The organism is Massilia sp. BHUDP2, from assembly GCF_046236355.1.
In the GTDB taxonomy this organism is placed as follows: domain Bacteria; phylum Pseudomonadota; class Gammaproteobacteria; order Burkholderiales; family Burkholderiaceae_D; genus Telluria; species Telluria varians.
Window position 1 is genome coordinate 582,644 of the sequence record NZ_JBJUVW010000002.1, and the last position, 20,293, is coordinate 602,936.

General features: G+C 65.6%; 15 protein-coding genes and 2 tRNA genes. 2 read left to right on the plus strand and 15 right to left on the minus strand.

What is annotated here, in order from left to right; genetic code table 11:
- The first annotated feature begins 9 nt into the window (after positions 1-9).
- Entirely contained in the window at positions 10-1,200 is a 1,191-nt protein-coding gene (locus tag ACK6C6_RS13290) for an acyltransferase family protein (RefSeq protein ID WP_409267700.1), read from the plus strand.
- A 674-nt stretch (positions 1,201-1,874) separates the two neighbouring features.
- On the opposite strand, the gene ACK6C6_RS13295 is transcribed toward ACK6C6_RS13290, so the two are convergent.
- From ACK6C6_RS13295 to ACK6C6_RS13345, 11 genes are all read right to left on the minus strand, one after another.
- Positions 1,875-4,151, minus strand: a complete 2,277-nt coding sequence (locus ACK6C6_RS13295; protein ID WP_409267701.1) for a polysaccharide biosynthesis tyrosine autokinase — start codon at positions 4,149-4,151, stop codon at positions 1,875-1,877.
- 28 nt (positions 4,152-4,179) lie between these two features.
- A complete protein-coding gene (locus tag ACK6C6_RS13300; RefSeq protein ID WP_409267702.1) occupies positions 4,180-5,247 on the minus strand; it encodes a polysaccharide biosynthesis/export family protein in 1,068 nt (355 codons plus the stop codon).
- 167 nt (positions 5,248-5,414) lie between these two features.
- A complete protein-coding gene (locus ACK6C6_RS13305) occupies positions 5,415-7,193 on the minus strand; it encodes a TonB family protein (RefSeq protein ID WP_409267703.1) in 1,779 nt (592 codons plus the stop codon).
- A gap of 106 nt (positions 7,194-7,299) precedes the next feature.
- Entirely contained in the window at positions 7,300-8,286 is a 987-nt protein-coding gene (locus tag ACK6C6_RS13310) for an MBL fold metallo-hydrolase (RefSeq protein WP_409267704.1), read from the minus strand.
- Positions 8,287-8,416: 130 nt separating this feature from the next.
- Entirely contained in the window at positions 8,417-8,752 is a 336-nt protein-coding gene (locus tag ACK6C6_RS13315) for a DUF5710 domain-containing protein (protein WP_409267705.1), read from the minus strand.
- A gap of 31 nt (positions 8,753-8,783) precedes the next feature.
- Positions 8,784-8,860, minus strand: a tRNA-Arg gene (locus ACK6C6_RS13320).
- A gap of 68 nt (positions 8,861-8,928) precedes the next feature.
- Positions 8,929-9,005 (minus strand) — tRNA-Pro (locus ACK6C6_RS13325).
- 70 nt (positions 9,006-9,075) lie between these two features.
- Complete coding sequence (gene glmM / locus ACK6C6_RS13330) at positions 9,076-10,416, minus strand: phosphoglucosamine mutase (protein ID WP_209588409.1); 1,341 nt, start codon at positions 10,414-10,416, stop codon at positions 9,076-9,078.
- Between the two features lie 34 nt (positions 10,417-10,450).
- Complete coding sequence (gene folP, locus ACK6C6_RS13335) at positions 10,451-11,299, minus strand: dihydropteroate synthase (protein WP_409267706.1); 849 nt, start codon at positions 11,297-11,299, stop codon at positions 10,451-10,453.
- Positions 11,300-11,378: 79 nt separating this feature from the next.
- A complete protein-coding gene (gene ftsH / locus ACK6C6_RS13340; RefSeq protein WP_209588411.1) occupies positions 11,379-13,262 on the minus strand; it encodes an ATP-dependent zinc metalloprotease FtsH in 1,884 nt (627 codons plus the stop codon).
- A 218-nt stretch (positions 13,263-13,480) separates the two neighbouring features.
- Complete coding sequence (locus ACK6C6_RS13345; RefSeq protein WP_209588412.1) at positions 13,481-14,128, minus strand: RlmE family RNA methyltransferase; 648 nt, start codon at positions 14,126-14,128, stop codon at positions 13,481-13,483.
- A gap of 41 nt (positions 14,129-14,169) precedes the next feature.
- On the opposite strand from ACK6C6_RS13345, the gene yhbY reads away from it, so the two are divergent.
- Positions 14,170-14,640 carry a ribosome assembly RNA-binding protein YhbY gene (gene yhbY, locus ACK6C6_RS13350; RefSeq protein ID WP_209588413.1) on the plus strand — a complete coding sequence of 157 codons (471 nt, stop codon included), beginning with the start codon at positions 14,170-14,172 and terminating at the stop codon, positions 14,638-14,640.
- Between the two features lie 68 nt (positions 14,641-14,708).
- Here yhbY and ACK6C6_RS13355 read toward each other — a convergent pair whose 3' ends face one another.
- The 4 genes from ACK6C6_RS13355 to carA form a co-directional block, all read right to left on the minus strand.
- Entirely contained in the window at positions 14,709-15,179 is a 471-nt protein-coding gene (locus ACK6C6_RS13355; protein ID WP_409267707.1) for a DUF4149 domain-containing protein, read from the minus strand.
- Complete coding sequence (greA, locus tag ACK6C6_RS13360) at positions 15,179-15,658, minus strand: transcription elongation factor GreA (protein WP_027865017.1); 480 nt, start codon at positions 15,656-15,658, stop codon at positions 15,179-15,181. The genes ACK6C6_RS13355 and greA overlap by 1 nt, the downstream gene beginning before the upstream one ends.
- A gap of 103 nt (positions 15,659-15,761) precedes the next feature.
- Positions 15,762-18,992, minus strand: a complete 3,231-nt coding sequence (gene carB, locus ACK6C6_RS13365) for a carbamoyl-phosphate synthase large subunit (protein ID WP_209588415.1) — start codon at positions 18,990-18,992, stop codon at positions 15,762-15,764.
- On the minus strand, positions 18,993-20,156 hold the full coding sequence (carA, locus tag ACK6C6_RS13370) for a glutamine-hydrolyzing carbamoyl-phosphate synthase small subunit (RefSeq protein WP_036215033.1): 1,164 nt from the start codon (positions 20,154-20,156) through the stop codon (positions 18,993-18,995). It abuts the gene before it with no gap.
- Positions 20,157-20,293 lie beyond the last annotated feature (137 nt).

Consider the following 20,293-nt stretch of genomic DNA (forward strand, 5'->3'; position numbering starts at 1 on the left):
GAGAGACACATGGTTTCCTTCCCCTCGATGCATTGGCAAGCACGGGCGCCCCTCGGCGAGAACGCAATGCAGTCGCTGCTCATTTCCGCCTTGCGCGGCCTGGCCGCCCTGCAGGTCGCGGCCGCGCACCTGCGCGCCGAACTCTATCCCGGCTTGCGCACGCTCGAAGACCCGTCGCTTGCCTACATCGGCCTGGCCTTCATCACCGGTTTCGCCCACCAGGCCGTGGTCGTGTTCTTCCTCATCAGCGGCTGGCTGGTGGGCGGCAGCCTGATGAACCGCATGGGCAAACCGCAGGCGCTCGCCCATTATGCGATCGACCGTTTCACCCGGCTCTGGACCGTCCTGCTGCCGACCCTGCTGCTGAGCCTGGGCGTCGGCCTGGTCATCGGCGCTGCCGCGCCCGGACCGATCGACTTCAACCCGGGCAACGAATTCTCGGCGGCCGCGCTCGCCGGCAACCTGTTGGGCCTGCAGACCGTGACCGTGCCTGAATTCGGCGGCAACTATCCGCTGTGGAGCCTGGCGCACGAGACCTGGTACTACATCCAGTTCCCCCTGCTGCTGCTCGTGATTGCCGGCGGCGGCGTCCTGCGCCGCGCCGCCGCCGCCGCGGCCCTGATCCTGCTGCTGGCGACGCTGCGCGACATGATCTCGCTGTACTTCACCGTCTGGCTCCTCGGCGCCGCCTTCTCGCGCATCCGTATCGACTGCGGCAAGGCCTCCCAGGCGCTGCTGCTGGTGCTGACGCTGGCGCTGTTCGTCTATTACCGTCTGCGTGGCAGCAACGACGACCTGGTGCCGGCCTCCTTTGTGCAGGACATCATCTGCAGCATTCCCTTCCTGCTCCTGCTGGCCTCGTTGCAGCAGCCGGTCGACACCGCAGCACCGGCCTATGTCCGGACCAACCGGGTCGCCGTCTTCTTCTCGGAGTTTTCGTTCTCGCTCTACGTGGTCCATGTTCCGGTCATCTACCTGATGCGCCACCTCGGACAACAGTTCTTCGGCCGCGGCCAGCTCGACCCGAACGCCGCGACCGACTTCCTGTGGTATGTCCTCCTCCTCTGCGCCCTGGTGCTGGCCGCGTACATGTTCTACCTGCTGTTCGAACGGCATACCATCCGCATCCGGAATGCCCTGAAGAACCTGCTCTTGAGCCCGCGTGCGAAACCGGTGCGGGTCGCCTTGTCGCCGGACTGAAGAGGTCGGAGTAATGGGTATGGCGCCGCCTGCAGCCTGCAGTGCGGCGGCGCCATACCGCGACAGGCAAAGCGCCTGGCCGCCGCAAGCTAGCCGGGCTCGCCCGGCTGCTGCCGGCCACCCCAGCAAACTCCCGTCACCTGGACCACGCGCGTGGCCTGCGCTGCTTGTCATACGGGCGAGTCGATGCCCCGGCTAGCTCGCCAGCCCACCGGCAGATCTCCACGCGGCAGCGCGCCGCAAAGCCGCTGATACGCCCGGACAAGCGATCCCATCCTTCCTTATCCACGCGGCTCCTCTGCCGATGGTATTCCCGATGACGGGCCAAGCTGGCCGAGCTGGCTTGCCAGCCGCGCAGCACGCAGCTAGCCGCTGTCGTATCGCGCTTGCGCGCCTGTTGTCGACGCTGCTTCAAGGCGATTGCGCGCGCCAGACGCTAGCCTGGCAGCCTGTCTCGTCTTGCCCTACCTGGGGTGTTGAGGACCTCATGCCGGACGGGTGCATGCCTGGTGATTCGCGCTTGCTCAGGCGCGTCAGGTCTCCGGCATCAGATGGCGCGGGCAGCATGCCGGAAACGGCGGCCGTGGAAGGCACCTAGGCGCCGACATGACGGAGAGAGCATGCCGATGGCGCCTTGCGCCCATCGATTCCGATCGCCAGGCAGCTGCCGCCGTTCAGGCGACGTAGGCGAGCTGCGGCCCGTTGCCGTACTGGGAGCTGTAGTCGCCCAGCCGGAGCGCCATGTCGTTGAACAGCACGCCCCGCGGAGAGATCCCCGCGTGGTTCAGGCGCTTGATCGACTCGTTGATCTGGCCTTCGGTGGTGACGGCGGAGCGCGTCACCAGGAACACGGCACCCGCGTGCGCGCCGATGATTAGGGCGTCGGCCACCGCCAGCAGGGGCGGCGCATCGATCAGCACGAGGTCGTACTGCGGGCTGACCGTCTCGAGCAGGGTGCCGAAGTTCAGGTGCAGGAGGAATTCGGCCCGGTTGGTCGGCAATTCGCCGGTCGGGATGAAATCGAGCCGCTCCAGCACGTTGTGGTGGATGACCTCGTCCACGGTAGCGCCGCCGGCGATGGCCCGCGACAGCCCCTTGCGGCGGTCGATGCCGAAGTAGCGGTGCAGGTGCCCGTTACGCATGTCGGCATCGACCAGCAGCACGCGCTTGCCGCTGGCCGCCATCACCGCCGCGAAGTTCGCGGCAATGAAGGACTTGCCGAGGTCGCGCGTGGGACCTGCCATCATGACCACGTTGTTCTTGAAGTGCGGCATCGAGAACTGCAGCGCCGCGCGGAAGCTGCGCAAGCTCTCGACCGCCGGGTCTTCCGGCAGGATCTGGGCGAGCAGCGGCAGCACGCCGTCCGGCTTGGATTTGCGCATCAGCTTTTCCTGGTTGACGCTGTGCGGGATCGAGGCGTACACGACCCGCGCGCGCAGCATCCGTTCGATCTTCTGCGGATCGTCGATCCCGCCGCGCATGGCCTTGCGGGTGAAGGCGATCAGGGTCCCGAGGAACAGCCCGGTCACGACCGCCATCGCGACGATCAGGGGGCGGTTCGGCTTGATCGGCTTTTCCGGTGCGATCGGGGCATCGACCAGGCGCACGTTGCTGACCCGGCCGACGGAAATCAGGCGCAGCTGCTGCGCCGTGTTCGACAGTGCGGTGTACAGGTCGGTGTTGACCTTGATGTCGCGCGTCAGACGCGCTTCATCCTGTTCCATTACCGGCAAGGTCCGGATGCGGCTTGCGATGGCATCGATCTCCGCGTCGACTTCCTTGCGCTGGCGGTTGATCGCCATCACCACCGGATGGTCTTCGGTGAAGCGCGCCAGCAGCTCGGTTTTCTTCTGCATGAGTTCCATGCGCCGGGTGCGCGCCGCCGCGGCTTGCGCCAGGCTCATGCGGGCTTCCTCGCGCAGGTCGACGGTGCCGTGGGCATTGCGGAACTGGTTGTAGCGGTCTTCGGACTGTTCCAGCTGGCGCTTGAGGATGGGCAGCTGCTGGTTGAGGAAGGCCAGCGACTTCTCGGCTTCTTCGGTCTTGCGCGCCAGGTTCTGGCGCATGTATTCACGCCCGATCTCGCTCAGCAGGTTGTTGATGCTTGCCGAATTCTCGCCCTGCAGCTTGACTTCGATCACGCCCGACTGCTTGCCCTGCTCGGTGATCACCATCGAACGCTGGATGGCCTGGATCGTGCTCAGGCGCGACTTGCGCTTGATGCGGAAGCGTGCGCCCGGGTTCGCGTACAGGCTGTCCACCTTGATCTCGAGCATGCCGTCCGGCAGCGGCACCCGGTAGCGCTGGCCCACCGTGCCGTCGAAGGCCAGGCGCTGCCCGCCGCCGGAAAAGCGGTAGCGGTTGCCGGCGCGCGCCGTCAGCACGAATTCGCGGTTGAGCCAGGAATCGGGCACCTCGAACACCGAGACGTCAGCTTTCTCGCCGCCCCAGACGTAGCCCCCGTAGCCGAACAGGCCCGGGTTGGACAGGTTGCCGGCGTTCTGGTTGGCGAACCAGAAGCCGGCCACCGGGAAGTATTTCGGCTGGACCTCGATGTAGAGCTGGAGGTTGTCCACCGCCCGCGACACCACCATGCGCGAGCGCAGCAGCTCCATCTCGGCGATGGCCGCCTTCTTGGTCTCGAACAGGGACGAGGCCTCGCTCAGGATGTTCTTGGACGCGTTCGGGCTTTCCTCTTCGACGTGGATCATGAGGTTGGCCTCGTACACCGGCTTGGCGACGAGCGCGTACAGGACCGCCACCACGGTGATGAAGGCGGTGATGCTGCCGATCAGCCAGCGGCTGTCGTACAGCGTGTTGAAATAGCCCTTCAGGTCGACGGTCGACTCTTCCGGCAGGGGCTCGGGCGGCCGCGGGTCGAAGGGCACCGACAGCACGGGCGGGCTGTGCGAGATGTGGGTCAGCGGGTGGGCGTCGGCAGGATTGCTCATGGTAGCGGCCTTGCTCGGGGTCGGATGTTCAGGGACGGGTCGTCACGCCGACCGCGTTGGTCAGCGCGCCCGGGAACAACAGGCTCAGGTGACGGTTCCAGTTCGCCAGCGGCGATGCGGCGACGTAGACGACGTCCTTCGGCCGCAGCTCGAAGGATTCGGCCATCGCCAGCGCGCCGCTCACGCGCGCGTCGAGCTGGAACACGCGGGTTCGCTCGGGAGTCTTGCGCACCACGTAGATCTGGCGCGCATCGCCGCTCAGGGGACTGACGCCGCCGCTCTCGCCGAGCGCCTCGTTCAGGGTCAGGCGGCCGTTGTGCATGGTGAGCGCGCGCGGCTGGACGACCTCGCCGGAGACGAAGACCTTGCTTTCGTCACGCGAATGGACGCGCACCACGTCGCCATGCCTGAGCAGCACGGTGCCGGGGTTGACGCCCTTCTGCACCAGGTCGCGCAGGTTGATCATGTAGCGGCTGGGTCCGCGTTCGATCATGATGCGGCTCTGGTCGGCGCTGGGCAGCATGCCGCCGGCGCGGTTCAGCGCCTCGACCAGGGTCATGGGGATGTCGTTGATGGCCTGCAGGCCGGGGGCCTTGACCTCGCCGTCGATGTAGACCCGCTTGCTGCGGTAGGACTGCACGCGCAGGGTGAGGCTGGGCTGGGCAATGTAGCGTGCCAGCTTCCTGGTCAGCAGCGCCCTGGCCTGCTCCTCGGTCTGGCCCTCGACGTGCAGCAGGCCGATCAGCGGAAACTGGATGCGTCCCATGTGATCGACAGCAAACCCGGGCTGGACCGCGCTGGGCGACGCCGTGCCGCTGTCGAGGGCGGCGGTGGCGGCGGTCATGCCGCTGCCGGCGAGCTCGGGGTGGTCCCACACGACGATCGACAGCACGTCGCCCTGGCCGATGGTGTACGGCGCAGGGTCGGCCACGATGAGCGGCGAGAGGTCTTGCCGGGACAGCTCGGCCAGCGCGCGCCGTTCGCTCTCGATGAGCTGCTCGGTGATGATCTCGGTGGGCGGCGCATCGCTGCCGCCGTCCTTGCCGCTGCCGGCGAACTGGATGCCGGTGGTGCAACCCGGCAGGAGAATGAACAAGCTCAGTACCAGCACAAGGTGCCGGTAACCCGATATTGCAACTGAACAAATCGCAGCCATGATTGTTGCCTATCAAAAATAGACGTCATACTTGAACGGTCCAGTCCAGCGTACGGTGTCCATCAGGCTTGGCTTTGTAGCTGATCAAACAGCGGCTGCGCAAAGGCTCAGCGAATTTCCTCCAGTAACTTCAGGCCGTCGGCAAAGCGCCACACGCGGCGGATTTCGATGATGTCGAAGCGCGCCGCGACGTTCGGCGGGAAGGCGGCGTAACGCGCATTGAGCTGGACGAAGCGGCGTACCGCATCGTCCATGTCGGCGCGGCCGCTCGAGCGCACGATGGTCACGTCGTCGACGCTGCCGTCGCTGCGCAGCGTCAGGCTGACCAGGGGGTCGATCCGGACCTCGCGCTGCGAGAACCGGGCGCCGCCGAGGACCGCGGTACGTTCCAGCTTCTGGCGTACGCTGTCGACGTACAGGCGCAGCGGCACGTCGCGTTCGGCGCCGTCGGCCAGCACCCGACGCGCGCCGGGGGCGTCCTCCGGCCGCGCCGGCGGCGGCGCCACGTTCGGGATGTTCAGGCCGCGCAGCAGTTCGCGCGCGCGGGTGGCCATGGCGCTGCCCGGAACGCTGCCCGCCGGCAAAGCCCCATCCCCTCGCCCGCTTCCCGGGCCGCCCGCGCCGGGGCTGCCACTGCCCGGCCCGGGCAATCCCTGCTGGCGCTCGGCCGCGATCCGGCGTCCCGCTTCCTCGGCGCGCTCGCGCGCCAGCCGGTCGGCCCGGGCGCGCTCCTCGGCCAGCCGCCGCGCGGCATCCTCGGCGGCCTGACGCTGCGCCAGTTCCTCGGCGCGCTGGCTCTCGGCGGCCTCGGCCTGGCGGCGCGCCAGCTGTTCCGCCGCGAGGCGCTCGGCGGCAAGCCGTTCGGCCGCGAGCTGCTCGGCCTGCCTGGCCAATGCCGCGTCGCGCTCGCGCAGCTGTGCCAGGCGCTGCTGCTCGGCTTCGGCACGCTGGCGCTCTTCCAGTTGCTGGCGCGCGATCCGCGCCCGCTCGGCCGCGAGCTGCTCGGCCTGCCGCTGCTCGGCAGCCAGTTGTTCGGCCTGCCGCTGTTCGAGGGCGCGCTGCTCGGCCTGGCGGCGCTCGGCCAGCTGCTGGTCGGCCAGTTGCTGCTCGGCCCGGCGTTGTTCCTGCGCCTGCGCGGCCTCACGCTGGGCAGCGATCCGCTCCTGTTCCGCCGCTTGCGCCGCAAGCCGTTCCTGCTCTTCGCGCAGGGAGCGTTCGGCCTCGGCATTCAGGCGCCGCTGCTCCTCGGCGGCGGCAAGACGGGCCGCGTCGGCCTCTGCCTGGCGTTGGCGCTCGGCTTCCTGGCTGGCCTCCTCTTCCACACGCGCCGCGATCGCGGTCTCGTCCGGCTCCGGCTTCGCGTCCGGCTCGCCATCGGGCGCGCCCGCTTGCAGGTCCGGTTCGATGTCCAGCAATGGCGGCGGCGCCACCGCGAAACCGGCGTCATCCTGCGTCGAGGCGATCAGGGGCGGCGCCGGCGGCGTGCGCAGCCTGGGCGGCCGGCGCGCCGGTTTCGGCCTGGGCTTCGGCTTGGCCGCCTGGGCCGGCTGCACGGGCGGGGCCGGCTGAGGGCGCGGATCGACTAGCCGCAGCCCGCCGGCAGGCGGCGCGACGACAGCGGGCGGCGCAGGCAGCGGCAGTGGGGGCGTGGCGCCGGGTTCCGGCAGCGGCGCAGGAGGTGTCTCCGGTAGACCAGCGGGCGGGGGCGGCGCCGGCGCCAGCGTGACCTGGATCGGCCCGCCCGGACCGGCATCGAAGTCGGGGACGCCGAACTGCAGCGACAACAGCAGGCCATGCAGCAGCGCCGAGACCGCGATGCCGGCGACCAGCCGCCGGTCGCGCTGCGCAAGGGGGTCGTTCGGGCTGGAGTCTTGCGCTCGATGCATGCCGTGGCCGGGAAGCGATTATTGTCAGGCTGGCATCATAGCGTTTACTCAGCAGCAAGGCGAGTGCGCACGATTGAAGCAGGTCGGGCCCGAGCGGCCCGCCCTGCTAGCGCTGTACCCGGCTGAAGGTGTAGGTTTCGCCGTGGGCGAGGTAGATGACGTCCTTCTCCAGGCCGGCCGCCTTGACTTCGCGCGCGAAGTCCTCGAGCGGCGACTTGAACACGTCGTAGTCGTTGTAGTGGATCGGCACGGTCTTCTTCGGGCGCACCACCTGCATCATGCGCACGCCGTCCTTGCCGTCCATCGTGACTTTCACGACGCCCAGGATGCGGGTGCCGCCCAGGTGCAGCAAGGCCAGGTCGATGTTCGGGAAGCGCTGCGGGATGGCACGGATGTCGTCGTAGACCAGGGTGTCCCCGCTGATGTACATGCGGTAGTCGGGTACGGCGGGATCTGCGCCGAAATCGAGCACCGAACCCATCACCTTGGGCAGCAGCACCGCCACGCCGGCCGGACCATGGCGACCGGGCGTGGCGGTCACGCGCAGGCGCGAGACGCCCTTGCCGACCTCGAGCCGGTCCCAGCTGCTCAGGCCGTAGACGCGCGTGAATCCTAGGCGCTTGAGCCGCTCGCCGCCCTCCTTGGTGGTGACGATGGGCGTGGCGCGGTTGAGCTTTTCCTGCACCAGCTGGTCGAAATGGTCGCCATGGAAATGCGACAGCACGACCAGGTCGATCGGCGGCAGTTCTTCGAAGCGGATGGCCGGGTTGGTCTTGCGTTCCGAGGTGAGTCCATAGCCGAGGTGGACGTGGTCGCCCTTGTGCAGGAAGTTGGGATCGGTAAGGATCGTGAAGCCTTGGTAGCGGATGATGACCGTGGCCGTGCCGATGAATTGCACGGTACCCGTATTCGCATCCGCCGCTTCCGGCGCCGGCGCGCCCTCGGCCGCCAGCTGCAGCCGGAAGGTCTCGCCCTGGGCCGGCGTGGCGGTCGCGTCGGCGTGGGCCACCGGTACCATGGCGCACAGCGCGGCCAGCAGGATCGACAGGCGGACGCAGAAAAGTGGGTGCTGGAACAGTCGAGCGAACGGCATGGTCGGTCTCCGGAAGCGCGCACCCCGGGACGGCATGCGCTGCTGCCGGAACGTTAACACGGCAGCGCTGCGGACGGCGTTCGCTTGCCAGGCGCGCCGAAAGCGACTCATTCCCTGCTGGGATAGCTTCTTAAAGCTTGGCGACCAGGCCGGCCAGGTGCTGGCGCGCCTTCTGCCACTCGGTCCCAAGCAAGGCCGCCGTGCACTGCGGGCAGGCTTCGAAGGGATTGCAGTCGTGCTCGAGCGCGACGTAATTGGTGCCGGTCACGGTCTTGCCCTGGTAGCTGTCGACGCGGCCTGTGGACGCGCCGCCAGGAGGGCTGTCGGCGCCCTGCCCGGCCCATTTGGCGAAGGCGGCGGTGGCGACGCCGTCGGGGACATACCAGCGGCGTTTGGTGGGATTCCAGCGGGCGCCGAGCGCCTTCGCTTCATCCTTCTCGGCATAGGGAACAGTCAGGAAAAGCATGCGATCCGAAAAAAAGTAGTCGCGCGACCGATGGCCTGCCCAGCTGGGTTCGAACCAGCGACCCTCAGCTTAGAAGGCTGATGCTCTATCCAACTGAGCTATGGGCAGTTCAGACGGCACGCGCAAGCGGCCGGAAATGAAACGGGCTGTCGAACGACAGCCCGCGGAGGAAGCCTTGGTCGGAGTACAAGGATTCGAACCTTGGACCCCCTGGTCCCAAACCAGGTGCGCTACCGGGCTGCGCTACACTCCGATGTGGGGCTGATGATACTCCCGCAACGAGGGCGCGTCAAATTGGCGCGCCTTTGTGCCGCGGACAGCCCTCAGGCCGCCAGCTTGTCGGCGATACGGCGCGCCATGTTTTCGGCCAGGTCGGCTTCCTTGGCCTCGACCATGACGCGAATCAGGGGTTCGGTGCCCGAGGCGCGGATCAGCACGCGGCCCGACTCGCCCAGCTCGCGTTCGACCGCTTCCTTCTCGGCCACCAGCGCCCCGTCCTTGGTCCAGTCGAAGCCCGGTGCGACCTTCTTGTTGATCAGGGTCTGGGGATAGAGCTTGAGTTCGCTGCAGCATTCGGCCAGCGACTTGCCGCTGCGCTTGAGCGCCGACAGCACCTGCAGTGCCGACACGATGCCGTCGCCGGTGGTGTGCTTGTCCAGCGCCAGCAGGTGGCCCGAGCTTTCGCCGCCGAACAGCCAGCCGCGCTCCTGCATCACTTCCAGCACGTAGCGGTCGCCGACCTTGGCGCGCGCGAAGCCGACGCCCATCTGCTTGAACGCCACTTCCAGCGCCATATTGGTCATCAGGGTGCCGACGGCGCCCGCCACCGGACCGGTCGACATGCGGTCGCGCACCATCAGGTACAGCAGCTCGTCGCCGTTGTAGACGCGGCCGGTGGCATCGACCATGATCAGGCGGTCGGCGTCGCCGTCCAGCGCGATGCCGAGGTCGGCCTTGTTGGCCACCACCGCTTCCGACAGTGCTTTCGGCGCGGTGGCGCCGACGCCGGCGTTGATGTTGAAGCCGTCAGGCGTCGCACCGATCGACACGACCTCGGCGCCCAGTTCGTGGAACACGTGCGGGGCGATGTTGTAGGCCGCGCCGTTGGCGCTGTCGACCACGATCTTGAGGCCGCGCAGGTCCAGCTCGTTCGGGAAGGTGCTCTTGCAGAACTCGATGTAGCGGCCCTGGGCGTCGCGCAGGCGGGTCGCGCGGCCTAGCTTGTCCGAAGGCACGCAGCCCATCGGCTGGTCGATCGCGTCTTCGATTTCCAGTTCCACCGCGTCCGGCAGCTTGGTGCCGTGCTGCGAGAAGAACTTGATGCCGTTGTCCTGGAAAGGATTGTGCGACGCCGAAATCACGACACCTGCCTGCAGGCGCAGCGCACGGGTCAGGTAGGCGATGGCCGGGGTCGGCATCGGGCCGGCCAGCATTACGTCCACGCCCGCCGCCGAGAAGCCCGCTTCCAGCGCCGCTTCCAGCATATAGCCGGAAATACGGGTGTCCTTGCCGATCAGGACGACCGGACGGCCGCTGGTCGACTTTCCGCCCTTGGCCAGCACCGTGCCGGCAGCATAGCCGAGGCGCATGACGAATTCGGGGGTAATCGGCGCGACCCCCACGAGGCCGCGAACACCGTCCGTGCCGAAATATTTCCGTGCCATTCTTTTACTCTTTCCAGGTTTTAAACTTAGCGTTTTAATCTTGAGTTCCGGCGAGCCACACCTTTAAGGCATCAACCGTCTCTGCTACATCATGCACACGCACAATTTTAGCGCCATGCGCTACCGCAGCCAATGCCCCGCCGACGCTGCCCGCCATGCGCTCTTCCACCGGCCGGCCCGTGATGGCCCCTACCATGGACTTTCGCGACAGCCCGGCCAGCACCGGCAGGCCGAGCTCGTCGCGGATGCGGCCCAGCTGACGCAGCAGCACGTAATTGTGCTCGACGGTCTTGCCAAAGCCGAAGCCCGGATCGATGCAGATGCGTTCCCGGGCGATGCCGGCGCGCTCCAGGGTGTCCACGCGCTCCCGGAGGAAATCGATCACCTCGCACACGACGTCATGGTATGCCGGGGCCTGCTGCATGGTCTGCGGCGTGGCCTGCATGTGCATCACGCACAGCCCGCAGTCGCTGTCGCGCACCGCCTCGATGGCGCCCGGCGCACGGAAGCCGTTGATGTCGTTGATCATGTCGGCGCCGGCAATGATCGCCTCAGCCATGACTTCCGGCTTGCAGGTATCGACCGACAGCGCGCAATCGAGGCTGCGCAGCGCATACAGGGTCGGCAGCACGCGCGCCAGTTCTTCGGCCACCGGCACGCTGGGCGAGCCCGGACGGGTCGATTCGCCCCCGATATCGATCATGGTCGCGCCGTCGCGGATCATTTCCTCGGCATGCGACAGCGCAAACTCGAGACCCTGGTAGCGGCCGCCGTCGGAGAAGGAATCGGGGGTGACGTTGAGGATGCCCATCACGACCGGACGGACGGCATCCGGGCCTTCCAGCGCGAAGCTGTACTGGCCACATTGCAAATTCTTGGACATGGTGAGAAATGGGGAAGCGTTAACGTACAAAAGGCATCCAGCGGATGCCTTTTGCTTGGGGGGAAACTAGGCGATCACATCAAGCCGGTGCGGTGGCGTTCGGCGCCACGCCACCGCCGCTGTCGCCCGGCGGGTTTCGCTTGGTCAGCAGGCCGGCCTTCGGCTGGCGCGGCTCGCGGCCGGCCATGATGTCGTTGATCTGCTCGGCGTCGATGGTTTCCCAGTCGAGCAGCGCCTTGGTCATCATCTCGACCTTGTCGCGGTTTTCTTCCAACAGGCGGCGCGCCAGGGCGTACTGCGTGTCGAGGATGTTGCGGATCTCGGCATCGACCTTCTGCTGCGTCGCTTCCGAGATGGTCTTGGTGGCGCCGCCGAAGAAGCCTTCGTTCTCGCTGTCTTCGTAGACCATCACGCCCATGCTCTCGGACATGCCGAAGCGGGTCACCATCGAACGGGCCAGCTTGGTGGCGCGGGCGAAGTCGTTCGAGGCGCCGGTGGACATCTGGCCGACGAAGATCTCTTCGGCGATACGGCCGCCGAACAGGATCGAGATTTCTTCGAGCATCTTGTCCTTGTAGCCCGACAGGTTGTCGTGCTCAGGCAGCTGCCAGGTCAGGCCGAGGGCATAGCCGCGGGGCATGATCGTGACCTTGTGCACCGGGTCGGCTTTCGGCAGCAGCTTGGCGACCACCGCGTGGCCCGACTCGTGGTAGGCCGTGTTGCGGCGCTCTTCCTCGCGCATGACCATCGACTTGCGCTCCGGGCCCATGTAGATCTTGTCCTTGGCGTCTTCGAAGTCGATCATCTCGACCAGGCGCTTGCTGCGGCGTGCCGCGAACAGCGCTGCCTCGTTGACCAGGTTGGCCAGGTCGGCGCCCGAGAAGCCGGGGGTGCCGCGCGCCAGGATGTCGGCCTTGACGTCGGTACCGATCGGCACCTTGCGCATGTGCACGTTCAGGATCTGCTCGCGGCCGCGGATGTCCGGCAGGCCCACCATCACCTGGCGGTCGAAACGGCCCGGACGCAGCAGCGCTTTATCCAGCACGTCGGCGCGGTTGGTCGCGGCGATCACGATCACGCCCGAGGAAGCTTCGAAGCCGTCCATCTCGACCAGCAGCTGGTTCAGGGTCTGTTCGCGTTCGTCGTTGCCGCCGCCCATGCCGGCGCCACGATGGCGGCCGACGGCGTCGATCTCGTCGATGAAGATGATGCAGGGCGAATGCTTCTTGGCGTTCTCGAACATGTCGCGAACACGCGACGCACCGACGCCGACGAACATCTCGACGAAGTCGGAACCGGAGATCGAGAAGAACGGCACCTTGGCTTCGCCGGCAATGGCGCGGGCCAGCAGGGTCTTGCCGGTACCCGGCGGACCGACCATCAGCACGCCGCGCGGAATACGGCCGCCCAGCTTCTGGAACTTGGTCGGGTCTTTCAGGAAGTCGACGATTTCCGACACTTCTTCTTTCGCTTCGTCGCAACCGGCGACGTCGGCGAAGGTGACGGTGTTGTTGGTTTCATCGAGCATGCGCGCCTTCGACTTGCCGAAGGAGAACGCGCCGCCCTTGCCGCCGCCCTGCATCTGGCGCATGAAGAAGACCCAGACGCCGATCAGGAGCAGCATCGGGAACCAGGAGATGAACACCTGCTGCAGGAACGAAGGCTCCTCCGGCGGCTTCACGTCGAAGCGCACGCCGTTTTCGCGCAGGTCGCCGATCAGGCCGCGGTCGAGGATGGTCGCGGTGGCGCGGACCTTGGTGTCGTCGCTGCGGGTCGCGGTGATGTTGGAGCCCTCGATCACGACGTCCTTGATGCGACGCGCCTTCACCTCATCGAGAAGCTCGGAATAAGCGATGGTCTTGCTGCCGCCGGCGACGCTGTGGTTGTCGAACTGCTTGAACAGCATGAACAACAGCAGCGCAACGACCACCCAGATGGCGGATTTGGAAAACATATTATTCACGAAAACTCCTCCGATGCGGATTGCATCTCTACCGATTTCAGTATGACGATTTTAACCGCAATAAGCCGACGCCGCCACGCAACGTACGGGAATAGTGCTGAAATGCCATTTTTTCATGCCAGACTGGCTACGCATGGATACGCGCAGCCAGCCTCACGCGGCTGATGTGCGGTTGCCGCGCCGAATATCAAGGGCAAACCGCGCATCCGACGCGCTTTTTATCCCGCTGGATTCTTCAGACCGCGTCCAAGCAGGAAAATTTCCGAGGATTTGTCCCGGCTGGCCTTGGGTTTGACCTGCTTGACGGTCTTGAATTCGGTACGAAACTTTTCCAGTATCTGGGTAAATCCCATATCTTTAAAGCACTTCACCAGCAATGCGCCCCCTGGTTTCATGTGCATTTGCGAAAACTCAATTGCCAGGTCGATTAAGTGTTCCATCCGCGCCGCATCGGCGGTCGGAATTCCCGACAGGTTCGGGGCCATGTCGGACAGCACCAGGTCGGCCTTGCGCCCCTCCAGCAGCTCGTCGAGCTGGGCCAGCACTTCCTCTTCGCGAAAATCGCCCTGGATATACTGAACATCAGCGATGGGCTCCATCGGCAGCATGTCCAGCCCGATGATGGTGCCGTGGATACCGCCACCGTCCGCGCCGGCCAGCTTGCGCCGGGTATACTGGGCCCAGCTGCCCGGGGTACAGCCGAGGTCGACAATGACCTGGCCCGGCTTGATCAGCTTTTCGCTTTCGTCGATTTCCTTGAGCTTGTAGGCGGCGCGGGCGCGGTAGCCCTCTTTCTGGGCCAATTTGACGTACGGGTCATTAATATGGTCGTGCAACCAGTTTTTGTTTAATTTGTTCTTGGCCATTCGCGTAGAATACTGCTTTTAAAGGTAATTCAAAATTTATTATGCTTAAACTCACTCCGGCCGAGCGCAGCGCACTGCGCGCCGAAGCCCACGGACTCAATCCAGTCGTCATGATCGGCGAATCCGGCCTGACCGAATCGGTCATGAAGGAAATCGCTTCCAGCCTCGACGCGCACGGCCTGATCAAGGTGCGCGTGTTCGGCGACGACCGCGAAGCCCGCATCGCCATGTACGAACAGATCTGCGCGGAACTCGACGCGGCGCCTGTCCAGCACATCGGCAAGCTGCTGGTGCTCTACCGTCCGAAGAAGGAAGCCGTCAAGGAACGCAGCAGCAAGGCCGGCAAGGGCATGCGCGAAGTCACCATCGTCAAGGCCAGCGCCAGCGGCACCAAGAAGCCGAGCGTCACCAAGGTCATGCTGAAAGGAAACGAGCGCGTGACGGCGGGCGGCAACATCAAGCGCGCCAAGCCGCGTCAGACTTCGACCAAGAAAAATGCACTGAACAAGTGATTCGGGCTACGAAAGGAAAAACCGGGGTGACCCGGTTTTTTTTCGCCTGTCGTGTGGCCGCGGACGATTCAGCGGCTCTTGAGAACGAGGATCGCCGCCAGCACGCTCTCCACCACGTGGAACAGCTGCGACACCCCATGCATCACGGCGAATTGGGTCCAGTACGGCGACGCCCTCACCCCGCCTGGCCCGGCCAATTCGCGCATCTGCGCCATGCCCGGCTGCAGGCCGATCCACATCACCAGTGCACAGGCCAGCATTGCGAGCACCAGCAGGTTCAGGCCACGGCGCCGCGCGGCATCGAGGTCGGCGGACAGCCGCACCAGCACCAGCATCAGGATGGCGCAGCCAAGCGAGACCCAGCCCAGGCGGTCCAGGAGGCTGGCGACCACGTCGCCGGCCACCGTGCTCGGCACCGCCGCGAACACCGCCGGCGCCGCGACATAGCCGAGCGCCCACAGCGTCCCCGTCCACAGCACCGCCACCAGCAGCCGGGCGGCCGCGATACGGAAAGCGGAACGCGGGAGGCTGTCCGTCATCAGACGTAGCGGACTTCGAGGATTTCGTATTCGCGCGGGCCCGACGGGGCCTGCACTTCCACCACGTCGCCGGCATACTTGCCGATCAGGGCGCGGGCGATCGGCGAGGTCACCGACACCTTGTTCAGCTTGATGTCGGCTTCGTCGAGGCCGACGATCTGGTAGCTCACCTTCTGGCCGTTTTCCAGGTCTTCCAGGTCCACGGTCGAGGCGAACACGACGCGGCCTTCCGCATCCAGCGTGGCCGGATCGATGATCTGGGCGGCGCTCAGCTTGCCCTCGAGTTCCGCGATGCGGCCTTCGACAAAGGCCTGGCGCTCTTTCGCTGCATCGTATTCGGCATTTTCCGACAGGTCGCCGTGCGAGCGCGCTTCGGCGATCGCGTCGATCACGTTACGGCGCTCCTTGGTCTTGAGCTGGTGCAGCTCTTCCTTCAGGAGTTCGGCGCCGTATTTGGTCAGTGGTACGGTAGTGTTCATGTCGCTCTACGTTGATTCGTGATTGGACGTACCAAGTGAAAACCACAGAGGCGCGCGGCGCAGGCCGCGCGAGCTCTGTGGTTGCGTTGGTACTACGTGCTGCTTAGTTTAAGGTTTTATGAAGACCTTGTAAATCGTAGACGCGCAGCTCGTCCAGGTGACGCATGCCCTCGATCGCGGCTTCCGCGCCGGCGATAGTCGTGTAGGTGACCACGCGCGACTGCAGGGCCGAGGTACGGATGGTGCGCGAGTCGGTGATCGCCGAACGCTTCTCTTCCACGGTGTTCACCACCATGACGATCTCGCGGTTCTTGATCATGTCGACCACGTGCGGACGGCCTTCCAGCACCTTGTTCACCTGGCGCACCGGGATGCCGGCCGCTTCGATGACGGCCGCAGTGCCCTTGGTGGCCACCAGCGAGAAGCCCAGCGCCACCAGTTCGCGCGCCACGGAGACGGCGCGCGGCTTGTCCGCGCCCTTCACCGACAGGAACACCGTGCCCTTGGTCGGCAGGTTGATGCCGGCCGCCAGCTGCGACTTCACGAAGGCTTCGCCGAAGGTCTCGCCCACGCCCATCACTTCGCCGGTCGACTTCATTTCCGGTCCCAGGATGGTGTCGACGCCTGGGAACTTCACGAACGGGAACACGACTTCCTTGACGCTGTAGAACGGCGGGGTCACCTCCTTGGTGACGCCCTGCTGGGCCAGGCTCTGGCCCACCATGCAGCGCGCCGCTATTTTTGCAAGCTGCAGCCCCGTCGCCTTCGACACGAAAGGCACGGTACGCGATGCGCGCGGGTTCACTTCCAGCACGAAGACCGTATCCACGGTCTTGCCGTCGACTTCGGACTGCTGGATCGCGAACTGCACGTTCATCAGGCCGACCACGTTCAGGGCCTTGGCCATCAGCGAGGTCTGGTGCTTCAGCTCGGCGATGGTCTCCGGCGACAGCGAGTACGGCGGCAGCGAGCAGGCCGAGTCGCCCGAGTGCACGCCGGCCTGTTCGATGTGTTCCATCACGCCGCCGATAAAGGTGGCTTCGCCGTCCGAGATGCAGTCGACGTCGACTTCGATGGCGTCGTTCAGGAAGCGGTCCAGCAGCACCGGCGAATCGTGCGAGACCTTGACCGCTTCGCGCATGTAGCGCTCGAGGTCGCGCTGCTCGTGGACGATTTCCATGGCGCGGCCGCCCAGCACGTAGGACGGACGCACCACCAGCGGGTAGCCGATCTCGTCGGCCAGCGCCAGGGCGTCGGCTTCGGTGCGCGCGGTGCGGTTCGGCGGCTGGCGCAGGCCGAGCTTCTGCAGCAGCTGCTGGAAGCGCTCGCGGTCTTCGGCCGCGTCGATCATGTCCGGCGAGGTGCCGATGATCGGCACGCCGTTGGCTTCGAGGTCCAGGGCGAGCTTGAGCGGGGTCTGGCCGCCGTACTGGACGATCACGCCTTCCGGCTTCTCCAGGTCGACGATTTCCAGCACGTCTTCCAGGGTCAGCGATTCGAAGTACAGGCGGTCCGAGGTGTCGTAGTCGGTCGACACGGTCTCCGGGTTGCAATTGACCATGATGGTCTCGTAGCCGTCTTCGCGCATGGCGAGGGCCGCGTGCACGCAGCAGTAGTCGAATTCGATGCCCTGGCCGATACGGTTCGGGCCACCGCCCAGCACCATGATCTTCTTCTTGTCGGTCGGGTTGGACTCGCACTCCTCGTCGTAGGTCGAGTACATGTAGGCCGTGTTGGTCGCGAACTCGGCGGCGCAGGTGTCGACGCGCTTGTACACCGGACGGATGCCCAGCTCATGGCGGCGCGCACGCACGGCTTGCGGCGTGGTCTGCATCAGGAAGGCCAGGCGGCGGTCCGAGAAGCCCTTCTGCTTCAGCTTGTACAGCAGCGGCTTGTCCAGGCTCTCGAGCTTCTGGTGATCCAGCCACAGTTCGATGTCGACGATCTCCTTGATCTGCACCAGGAACCACGGGTCGATCTTGGTCAGGTTGTGCACCTCTTCCAGGGTGAAGCCCTGGGCGAATGCGTCACCCACGTACCAGATGCGCTCCGGGCCCGGCTCGCCGAGTTCCTCTTCGATCTTCTCGCGGTCGCGGGTCTTCTCGTTCAGGCCGTCCACGCCCACTTCCAGGCCGCGCAGGGCCTTCTGGAAGGATTCCTGGAAGGTGCGGCCCATGGCCATCACCTCGCCCACCGATTTCATCTGGGTGGTCAGGTGCTTGTCCGCGGTCGGGAATTTTTCGAAGGTGAAGCGCGGGATCTTGGTGACGACGTAGTCGATCGACGGCTCGAACGACGCCGGGGTCGCGCCGCCGGTGATCTCGTTGCGCAGCTCGTCCAGCGTGAAGCCCACTGCCAGCTTGGCCGCGACCTTGGCGATCGGGAAGCCGGTGGCTTTCGAGGCCAGCGCCGAAGAACGCGACACGCGCGGGTTCATCTCGATGACGATCATGCGGCCGTCCTTCGGGTTGATCGCGAACTGCACGTTCGAGCCGCCGGTGTCGACGCCGATCTCGCGCAGCACGTTGATCGACGCGTTGCGCATGATCTGGTATTCCTTGTCGGTCAGCGTCTGCGCCGGCGCGACGGTGATCGAGTCGCCGGTGTGGACGCCCATCGGATCCAGGTTTTCGATCGAGCAGATGATGATGCAGTTGTCCTTCTTGTCGCGGACGACTTCCATCTCGTACTCTTTCCAGCCGAGCAGGGACTCTTCGATCAGCAGCTCGTTGGTCGGCGAGGCTTCCAGGCCGCGCTTGCAGATCGCTTCGAATTCTTCTTCGTTATAGGCGATGCCGCCGCCGCTGCCGCCCATGGTGAAGGACGGACGGATGATGGTCGGGAAGCCCAGCTCGCGCTGCACCGCCCACGACTCTTCCATCGAGTGCGCCACGCCCGAGCGCGCCGAACCGAGGCCGATCTTGGTCATCGCATCCTTGAACTTGGAGCGGTCCTCGGCCTTGTCGATCGCTTCCGGGGTCGCGCCGATCAGCTCGACCTTGTACTTTTCCAGCACGCCGTTGTGGTGCAGGTCGAGCGCGCAGTTCAGCGCGGTCTGGCCGCCCATGGTCGGCAGGATCGCGTCCGGACGCTCCTTGGCGATGATGCGCTCGACGACCTTCCAGGTGATCGGCTCGATGTAGGTGACGTCCGCCGTTTCCGGGTCGGTCATGATGGTCGCCGGGTTCGAGTTGACCAGGATGACCTTGTAGCCTTCCTCGCGCAGGGCCTTGCAGGCCTGGGCGCCCGAGTAGTCGAATTCGACCGCCTGGCCGATGACGATCGGACCCGCGCCGATGATCAGGATGCTTTTGATATCACTACGTTTTGGCATTTACTTTTTCTCCGCTGCTTGCATCAGGCCGATGAAGCGGTCAAACAGGTAGGCGACGTCGGTCGGGCCGGGCGAGGCTTCCGGGTGGCCCTGGAAGCAGAAGGCGGGCTTGTCGGTACGCTCGAAGCCCTGCAGCGAACCGTCGAACAGCGACACGTGGGTGACGCGGCAGTTGGCCGGGAGGGTCTCCGGGTCGACCGCGAAGCCGTGGTTCTGCGAGGTGATCAGGACCTTCTTCGAATCGAGGTCCTGCACCGGGTGGTTGGCGCCATGGTGGCCGAACTTCATCTTCATGGTCTTGGCGCCGGAGGCCAGCGCCATGATCTGGTGGCCGAGGCAGATGCCGAAGGTCGGGATGCCCTTCTCGATCAGCTCCGCGCTGGCCTTGATCGCATAGTCGCACGGCTCGGGGTCGCCCGGGCCGTTGGCCAGGAAGATGCCGTCAGGATTGAGCGCCAGCGCGTCGGCGGCGGTCGCCTGGGCCGGCAGCACGGTCACCTTGCAGCCGCGCTCGGCCAGCATGCGCAGGATGTTGCGCTTGACGCCGTAATCGAAAGCGACCACGTGGTATTGGGGATTGTCCTGCTTGCCGAAGCCTTCGCCGAGCTTCCACTCGGTCTCGGTGAACACGTAGGGTTCTTTCACGGACACGACCTTGGCCAGGTCCATGCCGGCCAGGCCCGGGAAGGAACGCGCCAGTTCCAGCGCCTGCGTTTCCAGCGGCTCCTTGCCCTGGATGCCGGTCAGGATGGCGCCGGCTTGCGCGCCCTTCTCGCGCAGGATGCGGGTCAGCTTGCGGGTGTCGATGCCGGCGATGGCGACCACGTTTTCTTGCTTCAGGTAGTCCGACAGCGACTGGGTGGAACGGAAATTCGATGCCAGCAGCGGCAGGTCACGGATGATCAGACCGGCGGCGTGGACCTTGGAGGCCTCGACGTCGGCCGGGTTGACGCCGTAGTTGCCGATGTGCGGGTACGTCAGGGTGACGATCTGACGCGAATAGCTGGGGTCGGTGAGGATTTCCTGGTAGCCGGTAATCGCGGTGTTGAACACCACTTCGCCGGTCGTGTGACCGGTGGCTCCAATGGAATATCCTTTGAAAATCGTTCCGTCAGCGAGGGCCAGGATGGCCGGGACGGCTGGGCCAGAAAAAAATGGCGGCAAGGGTAACTCCCAATAAAGTTACCGTAGCTTCGCCACGTCAGACCGGCATCCAACAAACCCGGGCGGAGACTGCTTGCCGGTAGCTGGACATCTAGTTGAATGAGGGATGGTGGGTAGGCGCTACGGCAAATGTGTGA